Genomic DNA, 24,398 nt, shown 5'->3' with positions numbered 1-24,398 from the left:
CCGTCCCGCCCGGAAGGACCGCAGGTGACAACGACGATCGAGGACGCTCCGGCGCAGACCCGCCCGGTGAGCCTCTGGCGCAACCGGGCCTTCAACCTGCTCTGGGTCAGCCAGTGCCTGTCCGACCTGGGCACCGCGATGTCCAACCTGGCGTTGCCGTTGCTGGTGCTGTACCTCACCGGCTCGGCGGCTCAGGCCGGCCTGGTCGGCACGGCCGGCCTGTTGGTCACCCTCGTCTGCCGGCTGCCCGCCGGGGTGCTGGCCGACCGGTTCGACCGGCGCCGGCTGATGATCGTCTGCGACGCGGTGCGCATCGTCGGCTACGCCGCGCTGGCCGGCGCGGTGCTGGCCGGGGTGGCGAACCTGGCGATGATCCTGACGCTCGCCGTCCTCGGCGCGGTGGCGAACGCGGTGTTCAGCACCGCCGAGCACGCCGCGGTGCGCAACCTGGTCCCGGCCGTCCAGCTCTCCACCGCGGTGGCCCGCAACGAGGCCCGCGCGTACGGCACCCAGCTCGGCGGGCCGCCGCTGGGCGGCCTGCTGTTCGGGCTGGGGCGGTCGCTGCCGTTCCTCGGCAACGCGCTCAGCTACCTGCTGTCCCTGGTGGCCGTGCTGTTCATCCGGGAGCCGATGCAGCAGCCCCGCGAGCAGGCACCCCAGTCCGGTGGGGCCGCGGTGGCCGAGGGGGTCCGCTTCGTGCTGGCCAACCCGTTCCTGCGGGCGCTGGTGCTGATCGCCGCGCCACTGAACATGGCCTTCACCGGCATGATCTTCGCGATCACCGTGTCGCTGGAACGGGTCGGCACCTCGGCGTTCCTGGTCGGCCTGGCCACCACGATCTTCGGCCTGGGCGGGTTCCTGGGGGCGTTCGCCGCGCCGTGGGTGCAGCGCTGGCTGCGGCTGCCCACCCTGGTCGTCGTGCTCTGCTGGGCCACGGCCGGGCTGATCGCGGTGAGCAGCCTCTTCGCCACCAGCGTGCTGGCGGCGGTGCCGCTGGCGGCGGCGGTCTTCCTCGGCCCCACCGCCAACGCGGTCCTCTTCGGCTACCAGGCGGCGATCACCCCGGACCGGCTCCAGGGCCGGGTGGTCAGCGTCATCTTCCTCGCCGCGACCTCCGCCGCGGCGCTCGCGCCGGGCCTGGCCGGCCTGCTGTTGACCCGGTTCTCCGGCACGACCACGATGTTGGTCTTCGCGGCGCTGGTGGCCGTCTCGGCGGTCGCCGCCACCGTCAGCACCGGCATCCGGTCGATGCGTACCGAGCCGTGACGGCCTGCCCCGTCGCAACCGACCTGTGACGGGGCGGCCCGTCCCAACCGACCTTCCCACGGATCGGCCCGATCACGGTCGCCGTCACCCGTCGTCAGACCGCCGCCAGGCACCTGGTGCGGAAAATCAGTACGGTGTATTTACTGTTAACAAAGTTTAATTTACCGTCATGGCAATCGCCCGAGATCGATGCGTCTCGACCGGTGGCGGCTGCCCTGACGGCCGCCGACGCCGGTGGGACGCCCGACCCCACCTCGAGGAGTGTCACCATGCGTCGAACGATCACCGTCCCACTGGTGGCGGCCGGTGCCGTCGTCACCTCCCTGGGCCTCGCCGCGCCCGCCCAGGCCCACGGGTACGTCTCCGCCCCGCCCAGCCGGCAGGCCCTCTGCGCCCAGGGGCGGGTGCCCAACTGCGGCCAGATCCAGTACGAGCCGCAGAGCGTGGAGGGGCCCAAGGGGCTGCGCAGTTGCAGCGCCGGGATCAGCCAGTTCGCCGTCCTGGACGACGAGAGCAAGGGCTGGCCCGCCACCTCGGTGGGCAGTTCGGTCACCTTCACCTGGGTGAACACCGCCCGACACGCCACCAGCAACTGGGAGTACTTCATCGGCGGCAGCCGGTTGGGCGTCTTCGACGGCGGCGGCCAGCAGCCCGGCGCCACCGTGTCGCACACCGTCAACTTCGGCGGCTACTCCGGCCGGCAGAAGGTCCTTGCCGTCTGGAACATCGCCGACACCGCCAACGCCTTCTACTCCTGCGTGGACGTACAGATCGGCGGCGGTGGCGGTCCGACGCCCACCCCGAGCCCGACCCGTACCGCCACCCCGAGCCCGACCAGCACCCCCACCAGCTCGCCGACGGTCGGCGGTAGCTGGACCGCCGGCCGCAGCTACCAGGTCGGCGACGTGGTCACCTACAACGGCCTGAGCTACCGGTGCCGGCAGGCGCACACCGCCCTGCCCGGCTGGGAGCCGCCCTACGTGCCCGCGCTGTGGGCGCAGGTCTGACCGGAGCCGGCCCGTGTCCCTCGTCCGGGCACGGGCCGGGCCCCGACCGACCCCGGAGGGCGGCATGAATCGGCGGTCCGCCGCGGTCCTGGTCGCCGCCCTGCTGCTCGCCGGATGCGCACCCGCCCGCCCGGCCGACACCGCCGCGCCGACACCGACCGTCTCCGAGGCGGCGATCGGCGGACTCGACCTGGTGTTCCTCCACGCGATGGTGGCCCACCAGGAGCGGACCCTGGCCATCGTCCGCGCGGCCCCCGAACGGATCCAGGACCGGCAGCTACGTACCCTCGTCGCGGCCGTCGAGGCGACCGAGGCCGACGAGGTCGCGCAGATGCGCGGGTGGATCCGGGCCGCCGGCCCGGACCAGGGTCACCACCAGCACGACCACCCCGACCCCACCGGCTCACCCGACCCGGTGTCCCGGCTACGCACCACCCCGGCGTCCGGCTACGACGCCGTACTGGTGGAGATCCTGGTGCCCCAGCAGCGGCAGGCCGCCGAGCTGGCCCGGGCACACCTGGCGCTCGCGGCCGCCCCGGCGGTCCGCGACCTGGCCCGGCGCATCGACCAGTCCCGCACCGCGGAGATCCAGCTCGTCACGGCGCTCCCCGTCGGCCGGACCGCGTCCTGACCGGCCGGCGGGCCCGACCCGTTGCGGGACGGGCCCGCCGGCCGGAACCCGGCCGTCCGCCACGACGGCGACGACCGGGTACGCCGCCACCGGCCATCTTTCGCCCACTACGCCGCCATCGGCCATCTTTCGCCCACTAAGCCGCCGGCGGGCGCTGCTCGACCGCCGTGCCGCCGATGGGCATCGTTCGACCACTACGCCGCCTGCCGGACCCGGCGTCACCCGGGGTCGAATGATGGCCGGACCCGACCGGCTCGCCGCGGCGGGGGCGGAAACGGTTTGCATCCGCTGCGGCCCCGTCTATGGTGGCCGCATGTCCCCGGCAGCCCGGCCCGTCCGCGCCACCGTCACCGTCGTGACGGTGCCGCCGGTTGCTGTCCCCGTGGTGCCGCTTGCTGTCCGCGTGGTGCCGGCTGCTGTCCCCGTGCCGCCGGTTGCTGTCCCCGTGATGCCGGTTGCTGTCCCCGTGCCGGCGGTTGCTGTCTCCGTGGTGCCGGCTGCCGTGATCGTGCCGCCGGCTGCCGCCCGTCGTCGTACCGCCTCGCCCGCGCGGGTCGCCCGAGCGGCGGTCGCGCCTATCCACGGGCTGCCGAGCCCGATCCCCGCCGGCCGTGGCCCACCGGGGACTCGTTCACCCCCAGTCGGCCACCCGGGACGAAGCCTCGCGCTTCGGCCCTTTTTCTTTTTCCGGAAGGACTCAGCATGAGCACCGACATCCACGCCGACCCGCACCGCCTGGACACACTGCGCAGAAGCCTCACCGACGAGTTCGCGGCGCAGACGGCCCGACTGACCGAGTTGACCGCCGACACCGGCGACCCGGCCGAGGCGCACACCCGGGGCGCGATGATCGCCTCCACCCGGCAGAACCTGCACCACCTGGCCGCCGCGCTGCGCCGCCTCGCCGAGGGGCGCTACGGCGTCTGTGAGCGGTGCGCGGCGGAGATCCCGGCGGAGCGGCTGGAGGCGCTGCCCCACGCCCGGTTCTGCGTGCCCTGCCAGCAGCGCACCCACGGCTGACCCTCCCGGCAGGTCCACCGCCTTCGGGTGCGTTTGTTGCGGTCCCGGCAGCAACAAACGCACCCGAAGGCGAGCCCCCCGCCCACCCACCTTGCTGCGCGACGGCCGGCACCACGCTAGCAACCTAGGACGCTCTACGCGGTGTGTGGCCCGCCGTCGGCCCGGACCGAGGACCACGACGCACATCGCTGTCCTGTTGAATAGCCCGGCGTGGGTCCTTCATCGACGAGAGGACGGGACGAAGGTGGTGACCGGACACCCTCTGTTGCCCGCGGCCATGCGCGAGCTACCTCCGCCGTGGAACGACCTGACCGGGCAGCGGAAGCGGAAGCTGGAGGAGCTGCCGCACACGCGAGCCAGTGAGCAGGCTGCCCTCGACGCACTGACCGCGGTGCTGTCCGACCTGCCGTCGGGGTTACGGCACGGCTGGAGGGGCGACTCCTGGGAGGAGTTCTTCTACCGGTTCCGCAACGAGACCGGCCACCGGCTCGGACAGCTCATGCCGACGGCTGACCTGCTCACCCAGGAGGGTGTCACCGACGTACTTCGGCAGTGGGCCCAGACAGCGGATCCGCCTGTGCCGGCCTGGTGGTTCGAGGGGGAGTCGGACCAGATCGTCCGGGAGCGAGCCGACAGTGTGCTCTCGGGCTGGGCCCATGACCTGCTGTGGTGGCTGCGGCAGGAGCCGCGGGACGCAGCGCGGGTCGCGGCGGTGGCCGAGCGCTGCATCCGCGACGACCTCGCCGCCCACGACGCGGTGTACCTGCTGAACGGCCTCGGCGCGCCCCACGGCGAGCAGGCCCTGCTCCGGGTGGTGCGCGACGACGGGGTGCGCGAGTCCACTCGCGCGGGGGCGCGGGAATGGCTCTGGCAGTTGCGTCGGCCAGGCTACGAGGCCCGTGGCCGGGAACCGGCGCACGGCGAGGAGCCGTTGCTGCCTCCCGTCGTACGGGAGGTGCCCTATAGCTGGGATTCCGGCTTCCAGTGGCCCGGTGAACTGCCGGAGACCGCCGGGAACATCGCCCGCGCACGGGCGATTCTGGAGGCGTGCGCGCCGGCCGGGCCGGTCCCCGAACCTGTCCCCGCCGCCTCGTGGGACGGCGACCAGGAGTCGCCCGCCTGGCTTGAGGTCCGCGCGGTGCTGCGGAGCCTGATCCGGTACGCCCGGCAGGTCACCCGGGAACGGCTGACCGAGGCGATGCGGGAGTGCGCCCTGCTCGGCATCCCCGGCGTGCCGCAGGATCCGGAGGGTGCGGAGGCGGAGCGGTTCGTCCAACGGTGGGTGACGTGGATCGGTGCCTGGATCGCGGACGAGGTCTTCCGCTGGCTCGGCGTATGCGTCGACGACCGGGCGCGGATCACCCCGTGGGCGATGGAACTCGCCGAGCAGTACGCCCGCAACGGCGTGGGCGGCGAGCAGACCGTGGGGATGCTGCGCTGGCACCACACCGTTCCCCGCAGCCGCGAGGCGCTCGCCCGGATCGCGGCCGACGACTCGTTACCGCCGGAGCTGCGGGAGTTGGCCGGCGACTCTTGAGACCGGCGGCGACTCCGGCCGCGCGGAAGCCCCGGGGGGTGGTGACGCTTGCTGGGAGAGGTGCCCTGATTGCCGAGGAGGGGCCTGACTACGGGGAGCCCTGAGCCGGAGGAGCGGGTCCTGCCGATCCTGGTCGGCGAGACGCAACCCGCAGACCTCTAAAGTGTCGACGTGACGACCACACGACCGCTCGACAGCGAGGAACTCGCGAGCACGGCTCCGGAGCGCGAGGTTCTGGAGGCCTTCGTCGACGCGTACCGCGATGAGATCGTCGGCAAGGTCCGGGGGCTGTCGGAGGAGGACGCCCGCCGGAGCCTGGTGCCCTCGCTCACCACGCTTGTCGGCCTCGTCAGCCATGCCGCCGCTGTCGAACGGAACTGGTTCCAGCACTGTCTGGCCCAGCAGCCGCGTGCACAGATCGTCGGCAACTCGTTCGGTGACGACGCCAGTTGGCAGGTCGGCCCGGATGAGACGGTCGCAGGCGTCATCGCGGAGTACGCCACCGCCTGCGAGCGATCGAGGCAGATCGCAGCCGGCTTCGCCCTCGACGACACCGTGCCCCATCCTCGGCTGGGCCGGGTGTCACTGCGCTACATCTACGTGCACATGATCCGTGAGTTGGCACGGCACTGTGGCCACGCCGACATCCTCCGGGAGCAGATCGACAGCATGACCGGGGATTAGGCGGCATCCCTGTCGATCGTCGAAGCCGGACGACGGTGGCGACGACGACCAGGCTGGCCCGGCAGCGGAGCTTCGGGCTCAGGCAGCGGCGGCGGGAGCACCGCCCAGGCTTCGGCGGTCAGTTCGCCACGACCGACCACCGGCACATCGTCAACGATCAACGGCTACCGGGTCGGCCGGACCCGGCCTGGTCGGGCGGCGTCGCCACCCGCTCCAGCCGGGTCCAACCGGTCCAGCCACGTGCGCGCATCAGGTCCCGCAGCCGCTCCGCCCGCGGGTCGGACTCGACGGCGAGTGCGTCCAGCAGGTCGAACGGTAGGTCGTCGTGCTCCACCTCGCCGAGGTCGGTCCCGCCGGAGGTGAATGCCTGCTCGGCCAGGTCGGCCATGATGTCGGCGGCTTCCTCCAGCCGCGGGTCGTCGCCCACGTCGCCGTCGAAGATCTCGGACAGGACCCGGTAGAGCCGGACGAGTCGCGGGTCGTCGAGCTCCGCGAGTTTCCCGGGTATCCACTCGTGGATGCGACCGGGCCAGCGAGCCGCGATCAGGATCCACCCGTCCCGCTCACCCTCCACCATCCGCGCCGACGCGCCGATCTCCCGAAGTCGATCGAGGTAGGTGGTCACCTCCGGTGGGAGCACCAGGCTGTCCCCGGCGGCGAGCTGCGCGATCTGCTTGCGGTTGGTCTCCAGTCGTTCGATCTCGTCGCTCAGGTGGCCGTCGATCTTTCGGACGGCCTCGGCGAAGGTCGACGCGTCGGCGTCGAGCATCCGACCGATCTGGGACAGCGGCACGCCGGCGTCGGCGAGGGTACGGATCTTGATGAGGGACACGACCGCCGTCGCGCCGTACCGCCGGTAGCCCGAGGCATCCCGCGCCGGCTCGGGCAGTAGTCCGATCTGGTGGTAGTGGCGCACCGCCCGCACCGTGACGCCCGCGTACGCCGCCAGTTGACCGATCGTCAGCATGCTCTGATCCTGCCCTCGACTCGCCCGGCCCGGTCGACGCCGCTCAGGAGATCCTGCGACGGTAGGAGACGGTGGCGAACAGGTAGGCGACGGCGAGGATGCCGACGCACCAGGCGAGGGCGGTCCAGATGTCGGTGCCGACCGGTTGCTGGGTGAACAGGTCGCGGATCGCGTTGACGATGGAGGTCACCGGCTGGTGCTCGGCGAAGGCGCGCACCGGGCCGGGCATGGACTCGGTGGGCACGAAGGCCGAGCTGAGGAACGGCAGGAAGATCAGCGGGTAGGAGAACGCGCTCGCGCCGTCCACCGACTGTGCGGTGAGACCGGGGATCACCGCGATCCAGGTCAGCGCCAGGGTGAACAGGACCAGGATGCCGGCGACCGCGAGCCAGCCCAGCACGCCCGCCCCCGTGCGGAAGCCGATGAGGAGGGCGACGAGGACGACGACCACGAGCGAGACCAGGTTGGCGACCAGCGAGGTCAGCACGTGTGCCCACAGCACGGAGGACCGGGCGATCGGCATGGACTGGAACCGTTCGAAGATGCCGCCCTGCGTGTCCAGGAAGAGCCGGTAGGCGGTGTAGGAGATGCCCGAGGCGATGGTGATGAGCAGGATGCCGGGTAGCAGGTAGTTCACGTACGAGTCGGACCCGGTGTCGATCGCGCCGCCGAAGACGTAGACGAACAGCAGCAGTAGGGCGATCGGCATGATCGCGGTCGTGACGATGGTGTCCGGGCTGCGGGTGACGTGGCGCAGCGAACGTCCCAGGAGTACCGCGGTGTCGCCGAGGAAGTGCTTGTTCATCGTTGTTCCCTGTCCGTTCTGGCGCCGACGAGGGTGAGGAAGACATCCTCGAGGGTTGGCTGCTTCTCGACGTACTCGACCTTGGCGGGTGGGAGGAGCTGCTTGAGTTCGTGGAGGGTGCCGTTCACGATGATCCGGCCCTCGTGGAGGATCGCGATCCGGTCGGCGAGCTGCTCCGCCTCGTCGAGGTACTGGGTCGTGAGCAGTACGGTCGTGCCGCCCCTGGCGAGTTCCTTGACGGCCTGCCACACCTCGATGCGCGCCTCCGGGTCCAGCCCGGTCGTCGGCTCGTCGAGGAAGATGACCGGCGGACTCCCGATGAGACTCATCGCGATGTCCAGCCGGCGGCGCATGCCACCGGAGTACGTCGCGACCCTCCGGGTGCCCGCCTCGGTCAGCGAGAAGCGCCGCAGGAGGTCGTCCGCGATGGTGCCCGAGTTCTTGAGGTGTCTCAGTCTGGCGACCAGGACGAGGTTCTCCCGTCCGCTGAGGATCTCGTCGACCGCCGCGAACTGCCCGGTGAGGCTGATGGACCGGCGTACGTCGGCGGCCTGTGTCGCGACCTCGAAGCCGTTGACCCGGGCTGTCCCGGTGTCGGCCTTGAGCAGCGTGGACAGGATCTTCACCACCGTGGTCTTGCCCGCCCCGTTCGAGCCGAGCAGGGCGAAGATGCTGCCCCGCGCCACGGTGACGTTCACGCCGCGCAGCACCTTGAGCTGCTTGAACGACTTCTCCATGCCCTGCACGTGTATCGCGGGTTGTTCGAGGTGATCGGTTGTCGGCGGGATGCTCATGGCAGGCAGCATGAAGGGTTGACGCAGCGTCAGGGTCAAGGCCGCCGGGCGGATTCGATTCGTCCGTTCCAGCGGCCGACCGCGACGGGGGTGGCTGACGGCGATCGGTCCGGTGGTGCGCCGGCCGGGAACTCCCGGGTTGTCTGGTGCCGGTACGGTGCTCGCCGTGACCGCAGACGATCACCGGGCGGCCGGCCCGGTCGCCGTGCTCGCCAACCCCACCGCCGGCCGGGGCCGCCACCGTGGCCTGCTGCCCCGCCTCCTCGACGGGCTCGCCGCCGCCGGCCGCCCGGTGGAGCTGTTGACGGCGCACACTCCCGACGAGGCGGAGGCGGCCTGCCGGGCCGCGGTCGCTGCCGGGGCGTCCGCGTTGGTCGCGGTCGGCGGCGACGGCACCGTCCACCGGGCTTTGCAGGCGGTCGCGGGTACGGCGGTGCCGTTCGGCCCGGTGCCGGCCGGCACCGGCAACGACTTCGCCGCCGACACCGGCTTCCCGGCCGATCCGCTCGCCGCCGTCGGGGTGATCGCCGCCGCGCTGCGCGACGGTCGTAGCCGCCCCGTCGATCTGGCCCGGATGTCCGGCGGTACCGGCGGCGACCGCTGGTACGGTGCGGTTCTCGCGGCCGGCTTCGACGCGATCGTCAACGAGCGGGCCAACCGGATGCGCTGGCCGCGCGGACCTCGCCGCTACGACCTGGCGATCCTCGTCGAGCTGGCCCGGTTGCGCCCGCGTCGCTACACGCTGCGCCTCGACGGCGAGGAACACCACCTGGACGCCGTGCTGGTCGCGGTGGGCAACTGCGCCAGCTACGGCGGCGGGATGCGGATCTGCCCGGACGCCGACCCCACCGACGGGTTGTTGGACGTGGTAGTCGGCGGCCGGTTCGACCGGCGCACCCTGATCCGGGTGAAGCCGCGCATCTACGCCGGCACCCACGTGAACCATCCGCTGGCGCGCAGCTACCGGGCGGCCACCGTGGAACTGACCGCCGAGGGCATCACCACCTACGCCGACGGCGAGCGGTCGCTGGACCTGCCGGTGCGGATCACCGCGGTGCCCCGGGCGGTCCGGCTGCTGCGCTGAGCTGCCGGTCCGGCTCCCCGGCCCCGATCGCCCCCGCCCCCTCCACCCCGGCCGTGCCTTCCATCCCGGCCGTGCCCTCCATTCCGGCGACGGCCGGGCCGACCGTCCGCCGGGCCGCGCCGGCCCGTACCGCGCCGACACTGGCGGCGATCACCAGGCCGATGGCGAGCAGCTCCACCGGGTGCAGCGCCTGGTCGAGCACCAGCCAGCCGGCGAGGGCGGCGATCGCCGGGCCGAGGCTCATCAGCACCGCGAAGGTGGCGGTGGGCAGCCGGCGCAGGGCCAGCAGCTCCAGGGTGTAGGGCAGCACCGAGGCGAGCAGGGCCAGCCCCGTGCCGAGGACCAGTACCGTCGGGTCCGCCAGCCGGGATCCGGCGTCGACCAGTCCGATCGGCAGGCTGACCAGCGCCGCCACCCCGAGGGCCAGGGCCAGGCCGTCCGCCTTCGGGAAGCGCCCGCCGACCCGGGCGGAGCAGACGATGTACGCCGCCCACAACGCGCCGGCGCCGAGCGCGAGACCCGCGCCCAGCGGGTCCAGCCGCTCGAAGCCGCCCTGACCGAGCAGGGCGACCCCGGCCAACGCCAACCCGGCCCAGCACCAGGCGGCGAGCCGGCGGGCGGTCAGCACGGACAACGCCAGTGGGCCGAGCACCTCCAGGGTCACCGCCGGTCCCAGCGGAATCCGCTCGATCGCCTGATAGAAGATCGAGTTCATCCCGGCCAGGGTCAGGCCGAACGCCACCACCGAGCCCCAGTCGCCCCGTCCGTGCCCGCGTAGCCGGGGCCGGCTGACCGCCAGCAGGAGCAGCGCGCCGATGGCCAGCCGCAGCGTCACCGTGCCGGCCACCCCGGCCCGGTGGAAGAGCAGGGCGGCGACGGCGGCGCCGAACTGCACCGACAGCGCCCCGCCGAGCACCAGCCCGACGGCGCCGGGGTGACCGGTGGCCGGTCGACGCGGCGGGGGAGCGGGTGGCTGGGCGGCGCGGGTCACGACCGCGACGCTAGCCCGCCGGCCCGGACGGCCCACGGCCGGTAGGGGTGAGCTGCCCTGCCCAACGGGTGCGCCCGGACCGCGCCGGCCTCGCCCTGCCGGCAGGCTGAGCCCGGAGCACGCCTGCCGGACGGGTGCGCCCGGACCGCACCGGTCGCCGGCTCAGGCCGTGGTGAGCCGGTCCAGCCACTCGGCGAGCAGTGCCCGTTCGGCGGGGCTGAGGTCGGCGGCGACCTCCGGCAGCGCCGCCCGCAGCGCCACGGCGTGCCGGATCGCCCGGTCGGGTGGCCGGATCGCCCGGGCGGCGGGGCTGTCGGCGCAGACGGCCGTCACCACCGCCTCCCGGCTGGCGACGGAGAGGCCGGGGTCGCCGCCACGGATCAGGGTGAGGGTGACGCCGCAGCTCGCCGCGTGCACCATCTCCGCCGCCCGGTCGACGTCCACCCGCAGCCGTCCCGCCTCGGCGACCCGGGCGACGAGCTGGCGCAGGATGTCGGCGGCGACCCGGGCGGCGGTGGGTCGGACGCGGGGGCGTGGGTCGCCGTACATGAGGGCGTGGAAGGCCGGGTTGGCGACCCCGAAGCCGACGTGCAGGTCCCAGCCCCGGCGCAGGTCGTCCACCGGGTCGTCGGCCGGGTCCCGGGCCGCCTGGGCGTGCAGGTACGCGGCGAAGCCCCAGCTCGCGGCGGCGTCGAGCAGCCCGGCCATGTCGCCGAACTGCCGGTAGATGGTGGGGGCCTGCACCGCGGCGGCCCGGCTGACCGAGCGGACGGTGACGGCCTCCCGGCCGCCCTCGGTGAGCAGGTCGGCGGCGGCCCGCACGATCCGGTCCCGCACCGGCGTCTCGCTCAGCACAGTGACGATAACCGGTGCGGGTTAGCGGTGATCACGCCAGGGGCTAACACGATCGTGTTAGCGGCGCTGTGCGCTGGTCACGGCCGGAGGGCCAGGTCGAGGACCGCGCCCAGGCCGCCGCTGCGCCCCGGGCCGGCGGCCGGCAGCACCAGTACGCCGCAACCCGCGTTGACCGCTCCCGCGTCGGCGGGGGTGTCGCCGACCATCAGCGTCCGCTCCGGGTCCACGCCGAGCATGCCGCAGGCCCGCAGGAAGATGCCCGGATCCGGCTTGCAGCGTCCCACCTCGTACGACAGCGCGTACGCGTCGACCAGCCCGGCCAGCCCCCAGGCGTCGAAGAAGGGCCGCAGGTCGAAGCCGATGTTGCTCACCACCGCCACCTTGACCCCGGCCGCCCGCAGTGCGCTCAGCACCGGCTCGGTGTCCGGGTAGGGGACCCAGCCGTCCGGGACGAGCACCCGCTCGTAGAGCGCGTCGGCGAAGCCGTCGATGCCGGCGTCCACCGTCTCGGCCAGCCCGGTGTACGCGCCCCGGTGGGCGTGCTCGTAGAGGTCCCGGTCGGCCCACAGCTCGGCCAGCCGGGGCGGTACCCGGGCCGGCAGCGGCCCGCCCGCCCGACCCGCGGTGAGCAGCCGGTCGGCCAGCACGGTGGCCCGGATCCGCTCCAGGCTCACCCCGCAGGTCGCCGCCGCGGCGACCACCCAGTCGTGGGCGTCCTCCACCTGGGCGAGGGTGCCGTGGAAGTCGAAGAGCACCGCCTCCACGGGGCGGCGGGACGCGCGCGAACGGGCGGCGTCGACGCCGCCGTTCGAGGCTTCGGGCGGTTCGGCATGATCCGGCACGTCGTGCACCCTACCGACCCGCTCCGACCGTCCTGCCGGACGGCCTTGCCCGGTGGCCGTCGGTGGCACCGATTAATCTTGGGGCATGTCGAGCCCCGCCGAGCGGTACGCCGAGGCACGCCGCCGGGCCGCCCAGGCCTCCCAGTTCCCGGCCCTGGAAGAGTTCGCCCTGGACCTGGGGTTCGATCTCGACGACTTCCAGCGTGAGGCGTGCCAGTCCCTGGAGCGGGGCAGCGGCGTGCTGGTCTGCGCGCCGACCGGGGCCGGCAAGACGGTGGTCGGCGAGTTCGCCGTACACCTGGCCCTGCGCGGCACGCCCACGACGCCGGCGGGGGCCGACGGCGCGGCGGCGCTCCCGGCCCGGCGCAAGTGCTTCTACACCACGCCGATCAAGGCGCTGTCCAACCAGAAGTACCACGACCTGGTGGAGCGGTACGGCGCCGAGCAGGTCGGCCTGCTGACCGGCGACAACGCGATCAACGGTGACGCTCCGGTGGTGGTGATGACCACCGAGGTGCTGCGCAACATGCTCTACGCCGGCTCGGCCACCCTGGAGGGCCTGGCGTACGTGGTGATGGACGAGGTGCACTACCTCGCCGACCGGTTCCGGGGCGGGGTCTGGGAAGAGGTGATCATCCACCTGCCCGCCTCGGTCACCCTGGTCTCCCTGTCGGCGACCGTCTCCAACGCCGAGGAGTTCGCCGACTGGCTGGTCACCGTGCGCGGCGAGACGGTGGTGGTGGTCAGCGAGCACCGGCCGGTGCCGCTGTGGCAGCACATGCTGGTCGGCAAGCGGATGTTCGACCTGTTCCACGACGCCGACGCGGCCCGCAAGCACGACGTGCACCCCGAGTTGCTGCGCCACACCCGGGACACGCTGCGCCGCCTGGAGCTGGGCGAGGGGCGCAGCGCCGGTCCCGGCGCGGGCCGGCGTGGCCCGCGCTGGCGGGGGCCGATGCGCCCGGACATCGTCGACCGGCTCGACCGGGAGGGGCTGCTGCCGGCGATCCTGTTCATCTTCAGCCGGGCCGGCTGCGCCGCCGCCGTGCAGCAGTGCCTCGCCGCCGGGCTGCGGCTGACCTCGCCGGAGGAGCGGGCGGAGATCCGCCGGGTCGTCGAGTCGAGGGTCACCGCGATCCCCGGCGAGGACCTGACCGTGCTCGGTTACTGGGAGTGGCTCGACGGGCTGGAGCGCGGCCTCGCCGCCCACCACGCCGGCATGCTGCCGGTGTTCAAGGAGGTCGTCGAGGAACTGTTCGTCCGGGGCCTGGTCAAGGCGGTCTTCGCCACCGAGACCCTGGCGCTGGGCATCAACATGCCGGCCCGCTGCGTGGTCCTGGAACGCCTGGTGAAGTTCAACGGCGAGGCTCACGTCGACCTGACCCCGGGGGAGTACACCCAGCTCACCGGTCGGGCCGGCCGGCGCGGCATCGACGTCGAGGGGCACGCCGTCGTCGTCTGGTCCCCGGAGACCGACCCCCGGCACGTGGCCGGTCTGGCGTCCACCCGCACCTATCCGCTGCGGTCCAGCTTCCGTCCGTCGTACAACATGGCGGTCAATCTGGTCGGCACCGTCGGCACCGACCCGGCCCGGGCCCTGCTGGAGTCGTCCTTCGCGCAGTTCCAGGCGGACCGGTCGGTGGTCGGCCTGGCCCGCCAGGTGCAGCGCAACACCGAGACCATCGACGCGTACGGCGTCGAGGCGGTCTGCCACCACGGCGACTTCGACGAGTACTTCGCGCTGCGGGTGGCCATCGCCGACCGGGAACGGGCCATCGCCCGGCAGGGCCAGACGCAGCGCAAGGCCGCCGCGGTGGCCTCGCTGGAGCGGCTGCGGGTCGGCGACGTGATCCGGGTGCCGTCCGGGCGGCGGGCCGGCCTCGCGGTGGTCCTCGACCCGGCCACCGGCGGCTTCGGCGAGCCCCGGCCACTGGTGCTCACCCAGGACCGCTGGGCCGGCCGGGTCACCCCCGGCGACTTCACCACCCCGGCCGAGGTCCTCGCGCGCATCCGGGTGCCCAAACACTTCAACCACCGGTCCCCGGCCGCCCGCCGGGACCTCGCCGCCGAGGTCAGCGGCACCGGGCTGGACCGGCACGGCGGTCGCCGGGGTGGCCGGTCCCGGCAGGCCGTCGGTGAGGACCACCGGCTCAGCCAGCTCCGTACCGAGCTGCGCCACCACCCGTGCCACGCCTGCCCGGATCGGGAGGAGCACGCCCGTTGGGCGGAGCGGCGGCGCCGGCTGGAGAAGGACACCGAGGAGCTGCGGCAGCGGGTCACCGGCCGGACCGGCTCCCTGGCGCGGACGTTCGACCGGATCGTCGCGCTGCTCACCGCGCGCGGCTACCTGTCGGCCGACGGCGGGGTCACCGACGCCGGCCGGATGCTCGGCCGGATCTGGACGGAGGCGGACCTGCTGGTCGCCGAGTGCCTGCGGCGCGGCGTCTGGGACGGGTTGTCCCCGGCCGAGCTGGCCGCGGCCGTGTCGGTGGTGGTCTTCGAGGCGCGCCGCGACGTCGACGAGCGGGCGTCGCTGCCGCGTGGTCCGGTCGCCGACGCGGTCGAGGAGACGCTCACGCTGTGGAGCGAGATCGAGTCCGACGAGGCCGACCGGGGCCTGACCGTCACCCGCGAACCGGACTTCGGCTTCGCCTGGCCGATCTACCGGTGGGCGCGCGGCGAGGCCCTGGCCAAGGTGCTCGCCAGCGGTCACCAGATCGACGGGGAGATGCCGGCCGGTGACTTCGTCCGGTGGGCCCGGCAGGTCGTCGACCTGCTCGGCCAGCTCGCCGACTCCGGTGGTGCGCCGACGGAGCTGCGGGCCACCGCCCGGCAGGCGATCGCCGCCGTCAACCGGGGTGTCCTGGCCTACCACGCCTCCGCCTGATCGTTACTCTCGGTGATCTGCTCGGCGGTGGTCGACACCTCGACCGGTCGCCCGGACAGCGCGGTCGACAGGGGGCGCGTGCGGCCGTCGGACCGGGCCTGTTCCGCCCGGCGCCCCCCACTCGGCGCTCGGCCGCTGGCCCGTACGCTGTGGCATGATTTGGCAGGTGACCAGCAAACCCGCCGCGGCGCAGCAGCTTCGCGACCTCGCGCGGTTGCGCCGCGTCCGGGACCGGATCGACCGGGAGTACGCGCAGCCGCTGGACGTCGAGGCGCTGGCCCGGGGCGCGCACATGTCGGCCGGACACCTCAGCCGCGAGTTCCGGCGTGCCTACGCTGAGTCGCCGTACGGCTACCTGATGACCCGGCGTATCGAGCGCGCGATGGCGCTGCTGCGCCGGGGCGACCTGAGCGTCACCGATGTCTGTTTCGCGGTCGGCTGCTCGTCGCTGGGCACCTTCAGCACCCGCTTCACCGAACTGGTCGGGGTGCCGCCCAGCACCTACCGGCACCGGGAGGCGCGCGCCACGGCGGGGATGCCGTCGTGCGTGGCGAAACAGGTGACCAGGCCGATCAGGAATCGAGAAGCGCGGTCGGCGAACCGCACCTAGCGTTACCGCCATGAACGTCACCGCGCACTGAGCCCTGCTGCCGCCTGATCGGGAGACCCTCGCTGTCGAGGTCCGCAACGACGTCAGATCCGGCGGGACGCGCGAGCCAGCCGACGCCGACGGAGACCGCGACGAGCGGTCCCGCCCGAACAGATGGAGACACTGGAAGCATGGCCACGAGGACGGACCCGGCGCCGCACGTTGCTGACCGCCACGATCTGATCCGGGTGCACGGCGCGCGGGTGAACAACCTCAGGGACGTCAGCGTGGAGATCCCGAAGCGCCGGCTGACGGTGTTCACCGGCGTCTCCGGCTCGGGCAAGAGCTCGCTGGTGTTCGGCACGATCGCCGCCGAGTCGCAGCGGATGATCAACGAGACGTACAGCGCCTTCGTGCAGGGCTTCATGCCGACGTTGGCCCGGCCGGAGGTCGACGTCCTCGAGGGGCTGACCACCGCGATCATCGTCGACCAGCAGCGGATGGGTGCCGACGTCCGCTCCACGGTCGGCACCGCCACCGACGTCAACGCGATGCTGCGGATCGTCTTCAGCCGGCTCGGGCAGCCGCACATCGGCTCGCCCAACGCGTTCTCCTTCAACGTCGCCTCGATCAGCGGTGCGGGCGCGGTCACCCTGGAGCGCGGCGGGAAGACCGTGAAGGAGCGGCGCAGCTTCAGCGTCACCGGCGGCATGTGTCCGCGCTGCGAGGGCCGGGGTGCGGTCAACGACATCGACCTGTCCGCGCTGTACGACGACAGCAAGTCGCTCAACGAGGGCGCGCTCACGATCCCCGGCTACAGCATGGACGGCTGGTACGGCCGGATCTACGGCGGCTCCGGCTTCGTCGACCCGGACAAGCCGATCCGCCGGTACACCAAGGCCGAGCTGCACAACCTGCTCCACAAGGAACCCACCAAGATCAAGGTCGACAACGTCAACCTGACCTACGAGGGCCTGATCCCGAGAATCCAGAAGTCGTTCCTGTCCAAGGACGTCGACGCGCTCCAGCCGCACATCCGTGCCTTCGTGGAGCGGGCGGTGACGTTCACCACCTGCCCCGACTGCGGTGGCACCCGGCTCAGCGCGGCGGCCCGGTCGTCGAAGGTCAACGGGATCAGCATCGCCGACGCCTGCGCGATGCAGATCAGCGACCTGGCCGGATGGGTCGACGGCCTCGACGAGCCGTCGGTGGCGCCGCTGCTCGACACCCTGGGGCAGACCCTCGACTCGTTCGTGGAGATCGGCCTGGGCTACCTATCGCTCGACCGGCCGTCGGGCACGTTGTCGGGCGGTGAGGCGCAACGCGTCAAGATGATTCGCCACCTCGGCTCCTCGCTCACCGACACCACCTACGTCTTCGACGAGCCCACCATCGGCCTGCACCCGCACGACATCCAGCGGATGAACGACCTGCTGCTGCGGCTGCGGGACAAGGGCAACACGGTGCTCGTCGTGGAGCACAAGCCGGAGACGATCGCCATCGCCGACCACGTCGTCGACCTCGGCCCCGGCGCCGGCACGGCGGGCGGCACCGTCTGCTTCGAGGGCACCGTCGAGGGGTTGCGGGCCGGCGGCACCCTCACCGGCCGCCATTTCGACGACCGGGCCGCCCTGAAGAAGACGGTGCGGACGCCCACCGGCGCGCTGGAGATCCGGGGCGCGACGGCGAACAACCTGCGTGACGTCGACGTCGACGTCCCGCTCGGGGTGCTGGTCGTCGTCACCGGCGTCGCCGGCTCCGGCAAGAGTTCGCTCGTGCACGGGTCGATCCCCGCCGGCGCGGGTGTGGTGTCCATCGGCCAGGGCGCGATCCGCGGCTCGCGCCGGAGCAATCCGGCGACCTACACGGGGCTGCTCGACCCGATCCGTAAGGCGTTCGCGAAGGCCAACGGTGTGAAGCCGGCGCTGTTCAGCGCCAACTCCGAGGGCGCCTGCCCCACCTGCAACGGCGCCGGCGTCATCTACACCGATCTGGCGATGATGGCCGGCGTCGCCACGCCCTGCGAGGAGTGCGAGGGCAGGCGGTTCCAGGCATCGGTGCTGGAGTACCAGCTCGGCGGCCGGGACATCAGCGAGGTGCTCGCGATGTCGGTGACCGAGGCCGAGGAGTTCTTCGGCGCCGGCGAGGCGCGTACGCCGGCCGCGCACGCCATCCTCGGCCGGCTCGCCGACGTCGGGCTCGGCTACCTCAGCCTCGGCCAGCCGCTCACCACGCTGTCCGGCGGGGAGCGGCAGCGGCTCAAGCTGGCCACCCACATGGCCGAGCGGGGCGGCGTCTACGTCCTCGACGAGCCGACCACCGGCCTGCACCTCGCCGACGTCGAGCACCTGCTCGGCCTGCTCGACCGGCTGGTCGAATCCGGCAAGTCGGTCATCGTCGTCGAGCACCACCAGGCGGTCATGGCGCACGCCGACTGGATCATCGACCTTGGTCCCGGCGCCGGCCACGACGGCGGCCGGATCGTCTTCGAGGGCACCCCCGCCGACCTGGTCGCTGCCCGTTCCACCCTCACCGGCGAGCACCTGGCGGCCTACGTCGGCCGCTGACCGGGCCGTCGCGGACACCGTGGGACGGGTTCCCGCCGGGTCGACCTCGGGCGGCTGCGCCGCGTCCGGACCGCCCGGAGGCAGCGCGACCGCCCGGCGGGCGGGGCGGTCGCCGGCGGCGGGAACAGGTCGGCCGGGCATCCCGGCGGCGGGTTCCGGGGCAGCCGGTCAGGGGTGGGCGGCGAGCGCGTCGACCAGCCGCCGGCACGAGCCGGCCAGGTTCCACCGCTGTGCCAGCGCCAACAGCCGGTCCGGGTCGGCGGGCGCGCCGGGCAGCGCGGTGGGCAGCGCCGGCAGCGGCACGTCGGTGGCGACCCGCACCACCTTCGGCGCCACCGCCAGGTAGTCGCGGGCGGCGTCGAGCCTGGTCCGCAGCCCCGGCGCGAAACCGGACCCCGGCTCGTCCAGCGCGGCGAGGATGCCGGGCAGGCCGCCGTACCGGTCGATCAGCCGGGCGGCGGTCTTCTCGCCGACCCCGGGCACTCCCGGCAGGCCGTCGCTCGGGTCGCCGCGCAGCGCCGCGAAGTCGGCGTACCGGTCGGCGGGTACGCCGTAGCGGGCGCGGACCGCCGCGTCGTCGCAGTCCTCCAGCTTGGCCACCCCGCGCCCGATGTAGAGCAGCCGCACCCCGCGTGCGTCGTCGACGAGCTGGAACAGGTCCCGGTCGCCGGAGACCACCTCCGCCGGGCCGGGCTGGGTCACCGACAGCGTGCCCAGCACGTCGTCGGCCTCGTAGCCGGTGGCCCCGACGGCGGGGATCCCGATCGCCTCCAGCACGTCGAGGATCACCGGCACCTGCGGGGAGAGGGTGTCGGGCACCTCCTCGCCGCCCTCCGGGGCCACCCGGTGCGCCTTGTACGACGGCAGCAGCGCCACCCGCCAGGCCGGGCGCCAGTCGTGGTCCAGCGCGCAGACCATCCGGCCGGGCCGGCGGGTGCGGACCAACTGGGCGAGCATGTCGAGGAAGCCGCGCACGGCGTTGACCGGCTGGCCGTCCTCGGTGCGGGCGGCCGACTCGGGCACGCCGAAGTAGGCCCGGAAGTAGAGGCTGGGGGCGTCGATCAGCAGGATGGGGGGTTGGTCTGCCACGCCCGACAGCCTGGCACAACCCCCCGACGACATGGGGGAGGGCACGGTCCGACATCGCTGACCCTCCGTCAGGCTGCCGGCGTGGCCGGCCGGTGGAGGAGGCAATCGGTGGGTGGGCGTGCGCCCACCCGCTGGCCGGCGGTCAGACCCGTTCCCGGGTCCGGATGCCGCCGGCCGGCGCGGGCACCGGCAGGTCGGTCAGGTCGCGCAGCCCGCGTACCGGGGAGCACAGCAGCGCCAGGGGCGCCAGCACCGTGGCGGCGGCGACGGCGAGCAGGGTCGCCCGGGCGCCCGTCATCCCGGCCAGGGCGCCGGCGGCCAGCCCGCCGACCGGGATGGCCCCCCAGGAGACGAACCGGACGGTGGCCATCACCCGGGCGAGCAGGTCGGGTGGGCTGGCGGTCTGCCGGTAGGTGCGGGTGGTGACGCTGAGCACCACCACCCCACCGGCGAAGACCACGTTGCCGGCGGTGAACGCCAGGTACGCCGGCCAGCCGGTGCCGAGCGGGACGACGACCGCGCCGACGACCGTGAGCAGGGAGGCCACGACCAGCGCCCGGGCGGTGCCCCAGTGGCGGGTGGTCCACGGGGTGAGGCCGGCGCCGACCAGGGAGCCGACGCCCTCGACGGCGAGCAGCACGCCGACCAGCGCGATCGGGGCGTGCAGTTCGCGCACCAGGTAGAGCGGGTAGACGGCGAGCTGCGCGCCGCAGACGAAGTTGACCGCGGTGGCCGCCCACATCCCGGGGCCCATCACCGGGTGGCGGGTGACGTAGCGCCAGCCCTCGCCGATCATCTCGCGTACCGGCGGCCACCGGTCGGGGGCGTCGACCCGGCGGGCCGGCAGCGACCGCAGCAGCGCGCCGGAGAACAGGTAGCTGGCCGCGTCGACGAGCAGGGTCGGCGCGGCGCCGAACGCCTGCACCGCGAGGCCGCCGACGGCCGGGCCGCTGAGTTGGGTGGCGGCGTGGGTGGCCGAGGTGAGGCTGTTGCGGGCCTCGAGCTGGTCGCGGCCGACGATGCCGGGCAGGAAGGTGGAGTTGGCCACGTCGAAGAGCACGTTGGCGAAGCTGACCACCAGCGCGACGGCGACGAGCTGCGCGACGGTCAGCCAGCCCTGCCACCAGGCCAGCGGCACGGAGGCCACCGCGACCGCCCGGGCCAGGTCGCCGCCGACCTGCGCGCCGCGCAGCGGCAGCCGTTGCACGACCACGCCGGCGGGCAGCCCGATCACCAGCCAGGCGACGTAGCTGGCGGCGGTGATCAGGCCGAGCTGGAACGCCGTGGCGTCCAGCGCGGTCAGCGCCGTCAGGGGCAGCGCCACCGCGCCGACCGCCGACCCGACCGAGCTGATCGTGCCGGCGGTCCACCAGCGCCAGAACACGCCCGCTCCCTGTCTGACGGTCATGCCGTCGACCCCCGTCCTCAAGCAAGTGAGTTCCAAACTGAAACGGACTATAGTCGAGGTGTCCAAAGGCGATGGGAGGTGCCCGTGCGGCGTGTGGATCTCGCCGACGCCGACTGCGGCATCGCCCAGGCCCTCGGCGTGCTCGGCGACTGGTGGACGTTCCTGATCGTCCGGGACGTCGCCGGCGGCACCACCCGCTTCGACGCCCTGCAACGCGAACTCGGCGTCAGCCGCCGCGCCCTCACCGAACGGCTGACCGCGCTGGTCGCGCACGGGGTGCTGCGCCGCCAGCCGTACTCGCAGCACCCGCCGCGCTACGACTACCTGCTCACCGCCAAGGGGGAGGGCCTGTTGCCGGTCCTGGTGGCGTTGCAGGACTGGGGCACCCGGCACGTGATGGGCGACGGCGACCTGACCGCCACCGCCGACGCCGGCTCCGCCGAGGCCCGCCGGGTGCACCACCTGGTCGGCCGGCGGCTGCCGGAGAGCACCCTGTGCCGCCACGACGGCGTCGAGGAGTCCGTCGCCGGGGCCGGACGCTGGCGGGTGCTCTACCTCTTCCCCGGCGCCTTCACCCCCGACGGTCAGGGCCTCCCGCCGGGCTGGGGCGAGATTCCGGGCGCGGTGGGGTGCACCCTGGAGTCACGCGCGTACGCCGAGCGGCACGAGCGGTTCCGGGCGGCCGGCGCCGACGTACGCGGGATCAGCACCCAGCGCCCCGACCAGCTGGCGGCCTTCGCCGGGTACGCCCGGCTGCCGTACCCGCTCCTGTCCGACCAGGACGGCCGGCTCGCCGCAGGGCTGCTCCTGCCGACCTTCCGGGCCGGCGGGGTGGACCGGTTCAAACGGTTGACCCTGCTGGTCGACCCGACCGCCGTGGTGCGTGCCGTGCAGTTCCCGGTGACCGACCCGGCGGGGTCGGTCGACGAGATGCTCGCCCTGGTCCGCGCCCGCACCGCTGCCGGCGTCCACGGATAGCCGGTCGCGGGCCAGGGTCGGGTTCCGGCTGCTGCGGCGCACCGTGACCGGTGGGCGGTCCCGGCGGCGGTCGACCGGAGTAGGTGTTGGCCCAAACGACCGTTAAGCTGACGGTGTGGGAACCGACGAGCTGTACCCGCCGCAACGGCTTGCCGCCGCCCAGCGCGCCACCGCCGCCGCCGGCCTGGACGCGCTGCTGCTCACCCCCGGCTCCGACCTGCGCTACCTCACCGGCTACGACGCGCACGCCGGCGAGCGCCTGACCTGCCTGGTGGTGCCGGCCGAGGGCGAGCCGACCCTGATCGTCCCGGCCCTGGAGCGCCCGGCCGCCGAGGCGTCCCCCGCCCCGGCCACCGGGGTACGCCTGGTCGACCACGTCGACGGCAGCGACCCGTACCCGCTGGTCCGGGCCGCGCTGCCCGGCCCGGTGACGGCCGTCGGCCTGGCCGACCGGATGTGGGCCGAACAGGTCCTCGCGCTGCGGACGACGCTGCCCGACGCCACCCAGCGACTCGCCGGCGAGGTGCTGCGCGAGCTGCGCCTGCGCAAGTCCCCAGCGGAGGTGGCGGCCCTCGCGGAGGCGGGCGCGGCGATCGACGCCGTGCACGCCGAGATGGGCCGTTGGCTGCGGCCCGGCCGTACCGAGGCGGAGGTAGCCACCGACATCGCGGCGGCGATCCGGGCGGCCGGCCACGCCACCGTCGACTTCGTCATCGTCGCCGCCGGCCCGAACGGCGCCAGCCCCCACCACGGCACCTCCGACCGGCCGATCGGTGCCGGCGAGCCGGTGGTCGTCGACATCGGCGGCACCATGCCGTCGGGCTACTGCTCCGACTCCACCCGCACCTACGTCACCGGCGGCCCGGCACCGGCGCAGTTCACCGACTACTACGCGGTGCTGCACGCGGCCCAGCTCGCCGCGGTCGCCGCCGTGCGTCCCGGGGTGCGCGCCGAGGCGGTCGACGCCGCCGCCCGCGAGCCGATCACCGCCGCCGGGTACGGGGAGGCGTTCCTGCACCGCACCGGGCACGGCATCGGCCTGGACGGGCACGAGGAGCCGTACCTGGTCTGCGGCAACACCCGGCCGCTGGAGGCCGGCATGGCGTTCTCCATCGAACCCGGCATCTACCTCGCGGGCCGACACGGCGCCCGCATCGAGGACATCGTCGTCTGCACGACGGACGGCGTGCAACGGCTCAACACCACCCCCACGGAGCTCATCGCGCTATGACTGTCGACCGGATCCTCCCCACCGACGAGGCCCACGACCTGCTGGATCTCGCCACCGAACTCGCCGACCGGGAGCTGGCGCCGAGGGCCGCCGGCTTCGAGGAACGCGCCGAGTTCCCCCGGGAGGTGCTGCGCACCCTCGGCCGGGCCGGCCTGCTCGGCCTGCCCTACGCCGAGGAGCACGGCGGCGCCGCCCAGCCGTACGAGGTCTACCTGCAGGTGCTGGAGATCCTGGCCAGCCGGTGGCTCGCGGTGGCCGAGGCGGTCAGCGTGCACACCCTGTCCTGCTACCCGCTGGCCCAGTTCGGCACCGACGCGCAGCGCAAGCTGCTGCCCGACCTGGTCGGCGGTGACCTGCTCGGGGCCTACTGCCTCTCCGAGCCGCAGGGCGGCTCCGACGCCGCGTCGCTGACCACGAGGGCGGTCCGCGACGGCGACGACTACGTGGTCACCGGCGTCAAGGCGTGGATCACCCACGCCCAGGTCGCCGACTTCTACAACATCTTCTGCCGTACCGGCGGGCCGGGTCCCAAGGGCATCTCCTGCCTGTTGGCCGACCGGGGCACCCCCGGCATCACCCCCCAGGCGGCCGAGCGGACCATGGGGCTGCGGGCCTCCCCGGTGGCGCAGCTCGCCTTCGACGACGCCCGGGTGCCGGCCGACCGGCTGATCGGCGGGGAGGGGGCGGGCTTCACCATCGCCATGTCCGCCCTGGACTCGGGGCGGCTCGGCATCGCCGCCTGCGCCGTCGGCCTGGCCCAGGCGGCGCTGGACTACGCCGTCGACTACGCCCGCGAACGGCAGCAGTTCGGCCGGGCCATCATCGACTTCCAGGGCCTCGGCTTCATCCTGGCCGACGCGGCCACCCAGATCTCCGCCGCCCGGGCGCTGATGCTGGCCGCCGCCCGGCTGCGTGACGCCGGCCGGCCGTACTCGATCGAGGCGGCCAAGGCGAAGCTCTTCGCCACCGACGTGGCGATGCGGGTGACCACCGACGCGGTGCAGGTGCTCGGCGGCGCGGGCTACGTCGCCGACCACCCGGTGGAGCGGTACATGCGGGAGGCGAAGGTGCTCCAGATCGTCGAGGGCACCAACCAGATCCAGCGGCTGGTGATCTCCCGGGCGCTCGCGAAGAGTTAGCCGGTGGCCTTCCCCGGGCCCGGCGAC

At 73.5% G+C, this 24,398-nt stretch carries 21 protein-coding genes; 13 read left to right on the top strand and 8 right to left on the bottom strand.

Annotated features, from left to right (window positions below; all coding sequences use genetic code 11):
- Nucleotides 1–24 precede the first annotated feature (24 nt).
- From ACIQG9_RS18235 to ACIQG9_RS18210, 6 genes are all read left to right on the top strand, one after another.
- Nucleotides 25–1,266, top strand: a complete 1,242-nt coding sequence (locus tag ACIQG9_RS18235) for an MFS transporter (protein ID WP_400403603.1) — start codon at nt 25–27, stop codon at nt 1,264–1,266.
- Between the two features lie 269 nt (nt 1,267–1,535).
- Nucleotides 1,536–2,273 carry a lytic polysaccharide monooxygenase gene (locus tag ACIQG9_RS18230; RefSeq protein ID WP_400403601.1) on the top strand — a complete coding sequence of 246 codons (738 nt, stop codon included), beginning with the start codon at nt 1,536–1,538 and terminating at the stop codon, nt 2,271–2,273.
- Between the two features lie 64 nt (nt 2,274–2,337).
- Nucleotides 2,338–2,904, top strand: coding sequence for a DUF305 domain-containing protein (locus ACIQG9_RS18225; RefSeq protein ID WP_400403599.1), 567 nt, complete (start codon nt 2,338–2,340; stop codon nt 2,902–2,904).
- 702 nt (nt 2,905–3,606) lie between these two features.
- Nucleotides 3,607–3,924 (top strand): TraR/DksA family transcriptional regulator, encoded by a 318-nt coding sequence (locus ACIQG9_RS18220; protein WP_400403598.1) that lies wholly within the window; start codon nt 3,607–3,609, stop codon nt 3,922–3,924.
- A gap of 277 nt (nt 3,925–4,201) precedes the next feature.
- Complete coding sequence (locus ACIQG9_RS18215; RefSeq protein ID WP_400403596.1) at nt 4,202–5,461, top strand: hypothetical protein; 1,260 nt, start codon at nt 4,202–4,204, stop codon at nt 5,459–5,461.
- A gap of 171 nt (nt 5,462–5,632) precedes the next feature.
- A complete protein-coding gene (locus ACIQG9_RS18210) occupies nt 5,633–6,145 on the top strand; it encodes a DinB family protein (protein ID WP_400403594.1) in 513 nt (170 codons plus the stop codon).
- A gap of 157 nt (nt 6,146–6,302) precedes the next feature.
- On the opposite strand, the gene ACIQG9_RS18205 is transcribed toward ACIQG9_RS18210, so the two are convergent.
- Genes ACIQG9_RS18205 through ACIQG9_RS18195 form a run of 3 tightly spaced genes read right to left on the bottom strand, consistent with a single transcriptional unit; the run spans nt 6,303 to nt 8,711 of the window.
- The gene (locus ACIQG9_RS18205; protein ID WP_400403592.1) at nt 6,303–7,112 is read right to left on the bottom strand and encodes a MerR family transcriptional regulator; all 810 of its coding nucleotides are present in this window, start codon (nt 7,110–7,112) and stop codon (nt 6,303–6,305) included.
- Nucleotides 7,113–7,155: 43 nt separating this feature from the next.
- Nucleotides 7,156–7,917 carry an ABC transporter permease gene (locus tag ACIQG9_RS18200; protein WP_400403590.1) on the bottom strand — a complete coding sequence of 254 codons (762 nt, stop codon included), beginning with the start codon at nt 7,915–7,917 and terminating at the stop codon, nt 7,156–7,158.
- Nucleotides 7,914–8,711, bottom strand: coding sequence for an ABC transporter ATP-binding protein (locus tag ACIQG9_RS18195; protein ID WP_400403587.1), 798 nt, complete (start codon nt 8,709–8,711; stop codon nt 7,914–7,916). Before ACIQG9_RS18195 ends, ACIQG9_RS18200 begins: the two co-directional genes overlap by 4 nt.
- Before the next feature lie 157 nt (nt 8,712–8,868).
- On the opposite strand from ACIQG9_RS18195, the gene ACIQG9_RS18190 reads away from it, so the two are divergent.
- Nucleotides 8,869–9,795, top strand: a complete 927-nt coding sequence (locus tag ACIQG9_RS18190; RefSeq protein ID WP_400403585.1) for a diacylglycerol kinase family protein — start codon at nt 8,869–8,871, stop codon at nt 9,793–9,795.
- On the opposite strand, the gene ACIQG9_RS18185 is transcribed toward ACIQG9_RS18190, so the two are convergent.
- The 3 genes from ACIQG9_RS18185 to ACIQG9_RS18175 all read right to left on the bottom strand — a co-directional run bounded on the left by ACIQG9_RS18185 (nt 9,758) and on the right by ACIQG9_RS18175 (nt 12,483).
- Nucleotides 9,758–10,786, bottom strand: a complete 1,029-nt coding sequence (locus ACIQG9_RS18185) for an EamA family transporter (RefSeq protein ID WP_400403582.1) — start codon at nt 10,784–10,786, stop codon at nt 9,758–9,760. The two genes, ACIQG9_RS18190 and ACIQG9_RS18185, sit on opposite strands and share 38 nt — an antisense overlap.
- 162 nt (nt 10,787–10,948) lie before the next feature.
- On the bottom strand, nt 10,949–11,641 hold the full coding sequence (locus tag ACIQG9_RS18180) for a TetR/AcrR family transcriptional regulator (RefSeq protein WP_400403579.1): 693 nt from the start codon (nt 11,639–11,641) through the stop codon (nt 10,949–10,951).
- 77 nt (nt 11,642–11,718) lie between these two features.
- On the bottom strand, nt 11,719–12,483 hold the full coding sequence (locus ACIQG9_RS18175; protein WP_400403576.1) for an HAD family hydrolase: 765 nt from the start codon (nt 12,481–12,483) through the stop codon (nt 11,719–11,721).
- A gap of 85 nt (nt 12,484–12,568) precedes the next feature.
- Here ACIQG9_RS18175 and ACIQG9_RS18170 point away from each other — a divergent pair, with 85 nt between their 5' ends.
- The 3 genes from ACIQG9_RS18170 to ACIQG9_RS18160 all read left to right on the top strand — a co-directional run bounded on the left by ACIQG9_RS18170 (nt 12,569) and on the right by ACIQG9_RS18160 (nt 18,526).
- A complete protein-coding gene (locus tag ACIQG9_RS18170; RefSeq protein WP_400403573.1) occupies nt 12,569–15,370 on the top strand; it encodes a DEAD/DEAH box helicase in 2,802 nt (933 codons plus the stop codon).
- A 166-nt stretch (nt 15,371–15,536) separates the two neighbouring features.
- A complete protein-coding gene (locus ACIQG9_RS18165) occupies nt 15,537–15,980 on the top strand; it encodes a helix-turn-helix transcriptional regulator (RefSeq protein ID WP_400403570.1) in 444 nt (147 codons plus the stop codon).
- A gap of 170 nt (nt 15,981–16,150) precedes the next feature.
- A complete protein-coding gene (locus ACIQG9_RS18160) occupies nt 16,151–18,526 on the top strand; it encodes an ATP-binding cassette domain-containing protein (protein ID WP_400403568.1) in 2,376 nt (791 codons plus the stop codon).
- Between the two features lie 168 nt (nt 18,527–18,694).
- Here the strand turns inward: ACIQG9_RS18160 and ACIQG9_RS18155 are convergent, their stop codons facing one another.
- Nucleotides 18,695–19,648, bottom strand: a complete 954-nt coding sequence (locus ACIQG9_RS18155) for a 5'-3' exonuclease H3TH domain-containing protein (protein ID WP_400403565.1) — start codon at nt 19,646–19,648, stop codon at nt 18,695–18,697.
- A gap of 109 nt (nt 19,649–19,757) precedes the next feature.
- Nucleotides 19,758–21,023: an MFS transporter gene (locus ACIQG9_RS18150; protein WP_400403563.1), complete on the bottom strand. Its 1,266-nt coding sequence runs from the start codon at nt 21,021–21,023 to the stop codon at nt 19,758–19,760.
- 84 nt (nt 21,024–21,107) lie between these two features.
- Here ACIQG9_RS18150 and ACIQG9_RS18145 point away from each other — a divergent pair, with 84 nt between their 5' ends.
- The 3 genes from ACIQG9_RS18145 (at nt 21,108) to ACIQG9_RS18135 (ending at nt 24,371) form a co-directional block, all read left to right on the top strand.
- On the top strand, nt 21,108–22,001 hold the full coding sequence (locus ACIQG9_RS18145; protein WP_400403559.1) for a winged helix-turn-helix transcriptional regulator: 894 nt from the start codon (nt 21,108–21,110) through the stop codon (nt 21,999–22,001).
- A 115-nt stretch (nt 22,002–22,116) separates the two neighbouring features.
- Nucleotides 22,117–23,232 (top strand): M24 family metallopeptidase, encoded by a 1,116-nt coding sequence (locus ACIQG9_RS18140; protein ID WP_400403554.1) that lies wholly within the window; start codon nt 22,117–22,119, stop codon nt 23,230–23,232.
- Complete coding sequence (locus ACIQG9_RS18135; protein WP_400403550.1) at nt 23,229–24,371, top strand: acyl-CoA dehydrogenase family protein; 1,143 nt, start codon at nt 23,229–23,231, stop codon at nt 24,369–24,371. The genes ACIQG9_RS18140 and ACIQG9_RS18135 overlap by 4 nt, the downstream gene beginning before the upstream one ends.
- Nucleotides 24,372–24,398 lie beyond the last annotated feature (27 nt).

The organism is Micromonospora sp. NPDC092111 (assembly GCF_044755745.1).
Classification (GTDB): domain Bacteria; phylum Actinomycetota; class Actinomycetes; order Mycobacteriales; family Micromonosporaceae; genus Micromonospora.
This window is presented reverse-complemented; position numbering and strand designations above follow the sequence as displayed.

Coding starts and splice junctions, on each gene's coding strand:
- ACIQG9_RS18160 (WP_400403568.1), top strand. CDS start 16,151: ATGGCCACGAGGACGGACCCGGCGCCGCACGTTGCTGACCGCCACGAT.
- ACIQG9_RS18225 (WP_400403599.1), top strand. CDS start 2,338: ATGAATCGGCGGTCCGCCGCGGTCCTGGTCGCCGCCCTGCTGCTCGCC.
- ACIQG9_RS18215 (WP_400403596.1), top strand. CDS start 4,202: ATGCGCGAGCTACCTCCGCCGTGGAACGACCTGACCGGGCAGCGGAAG.
- ACIQG9_RS18230 (WP_400403601.1), top strand. CDS start 1,536: ATGCGTCGAACGATCACCGTCCCACTGGTGGCGGCCGGTGCCGTCGTC.
- ACIQG9_RS18155 (WP_400403565.1), bottom strand. CDS start 19,648: ATGTCGTCGGGGGGTTGTGCCAGGCTGTCGGGCGTGGCAGACCAACCC.
- ACIQG9_RS18220 (WP_400403598.1), top strand. CDS start 3,607: ATGAGCACCGACATCCACGCCGACCCGCACCGCCTGGACACACTGCGC.
- ACIQG9_RS18195 (WP_400403587.1), bottom strand. CDS start 8,711: ATGAGCATCCCGCCGACAACCGATCACCTCGAACAACCCGCGATACAC.
- ACIQG9_RS18205 (WP_400403592.1), bottom strand. CDS start 7,112: ATGCTGACGATCGGTCAACTGGCGGCGTACGCGGGCGTCACGGTGCGG.
- ACIQG9_RS18135 (WP_400403550.1), top strand. CDS start 23,229: ATGACTGTCGACCGGATCCTCCCCACCGACGAGGCCCACGACCTGCTG.
- ACIQG9_RS18150 (WP_400403563.1), bottom strand. CDS start 21,023: ATGACCGTCAGACAGGGAGCGGGCGTGTTCTGGCGCTGGTGGACCGCC.
- ACIQG9_RS18200 (WP_400403590.1), bottom strand. CDS start 7,917: ATGAACAAGCACTTCCTCGGCGACACCGCGGTACTCCTGGGACGTTCG.
- ACIQG9_RS18170 (WP_400403573.1), top strand. CDS start 12,569: ATGTCGAGCCCCGCCGAGCGGTACGCCGAGGCACGCCGCCGGGCCGCC.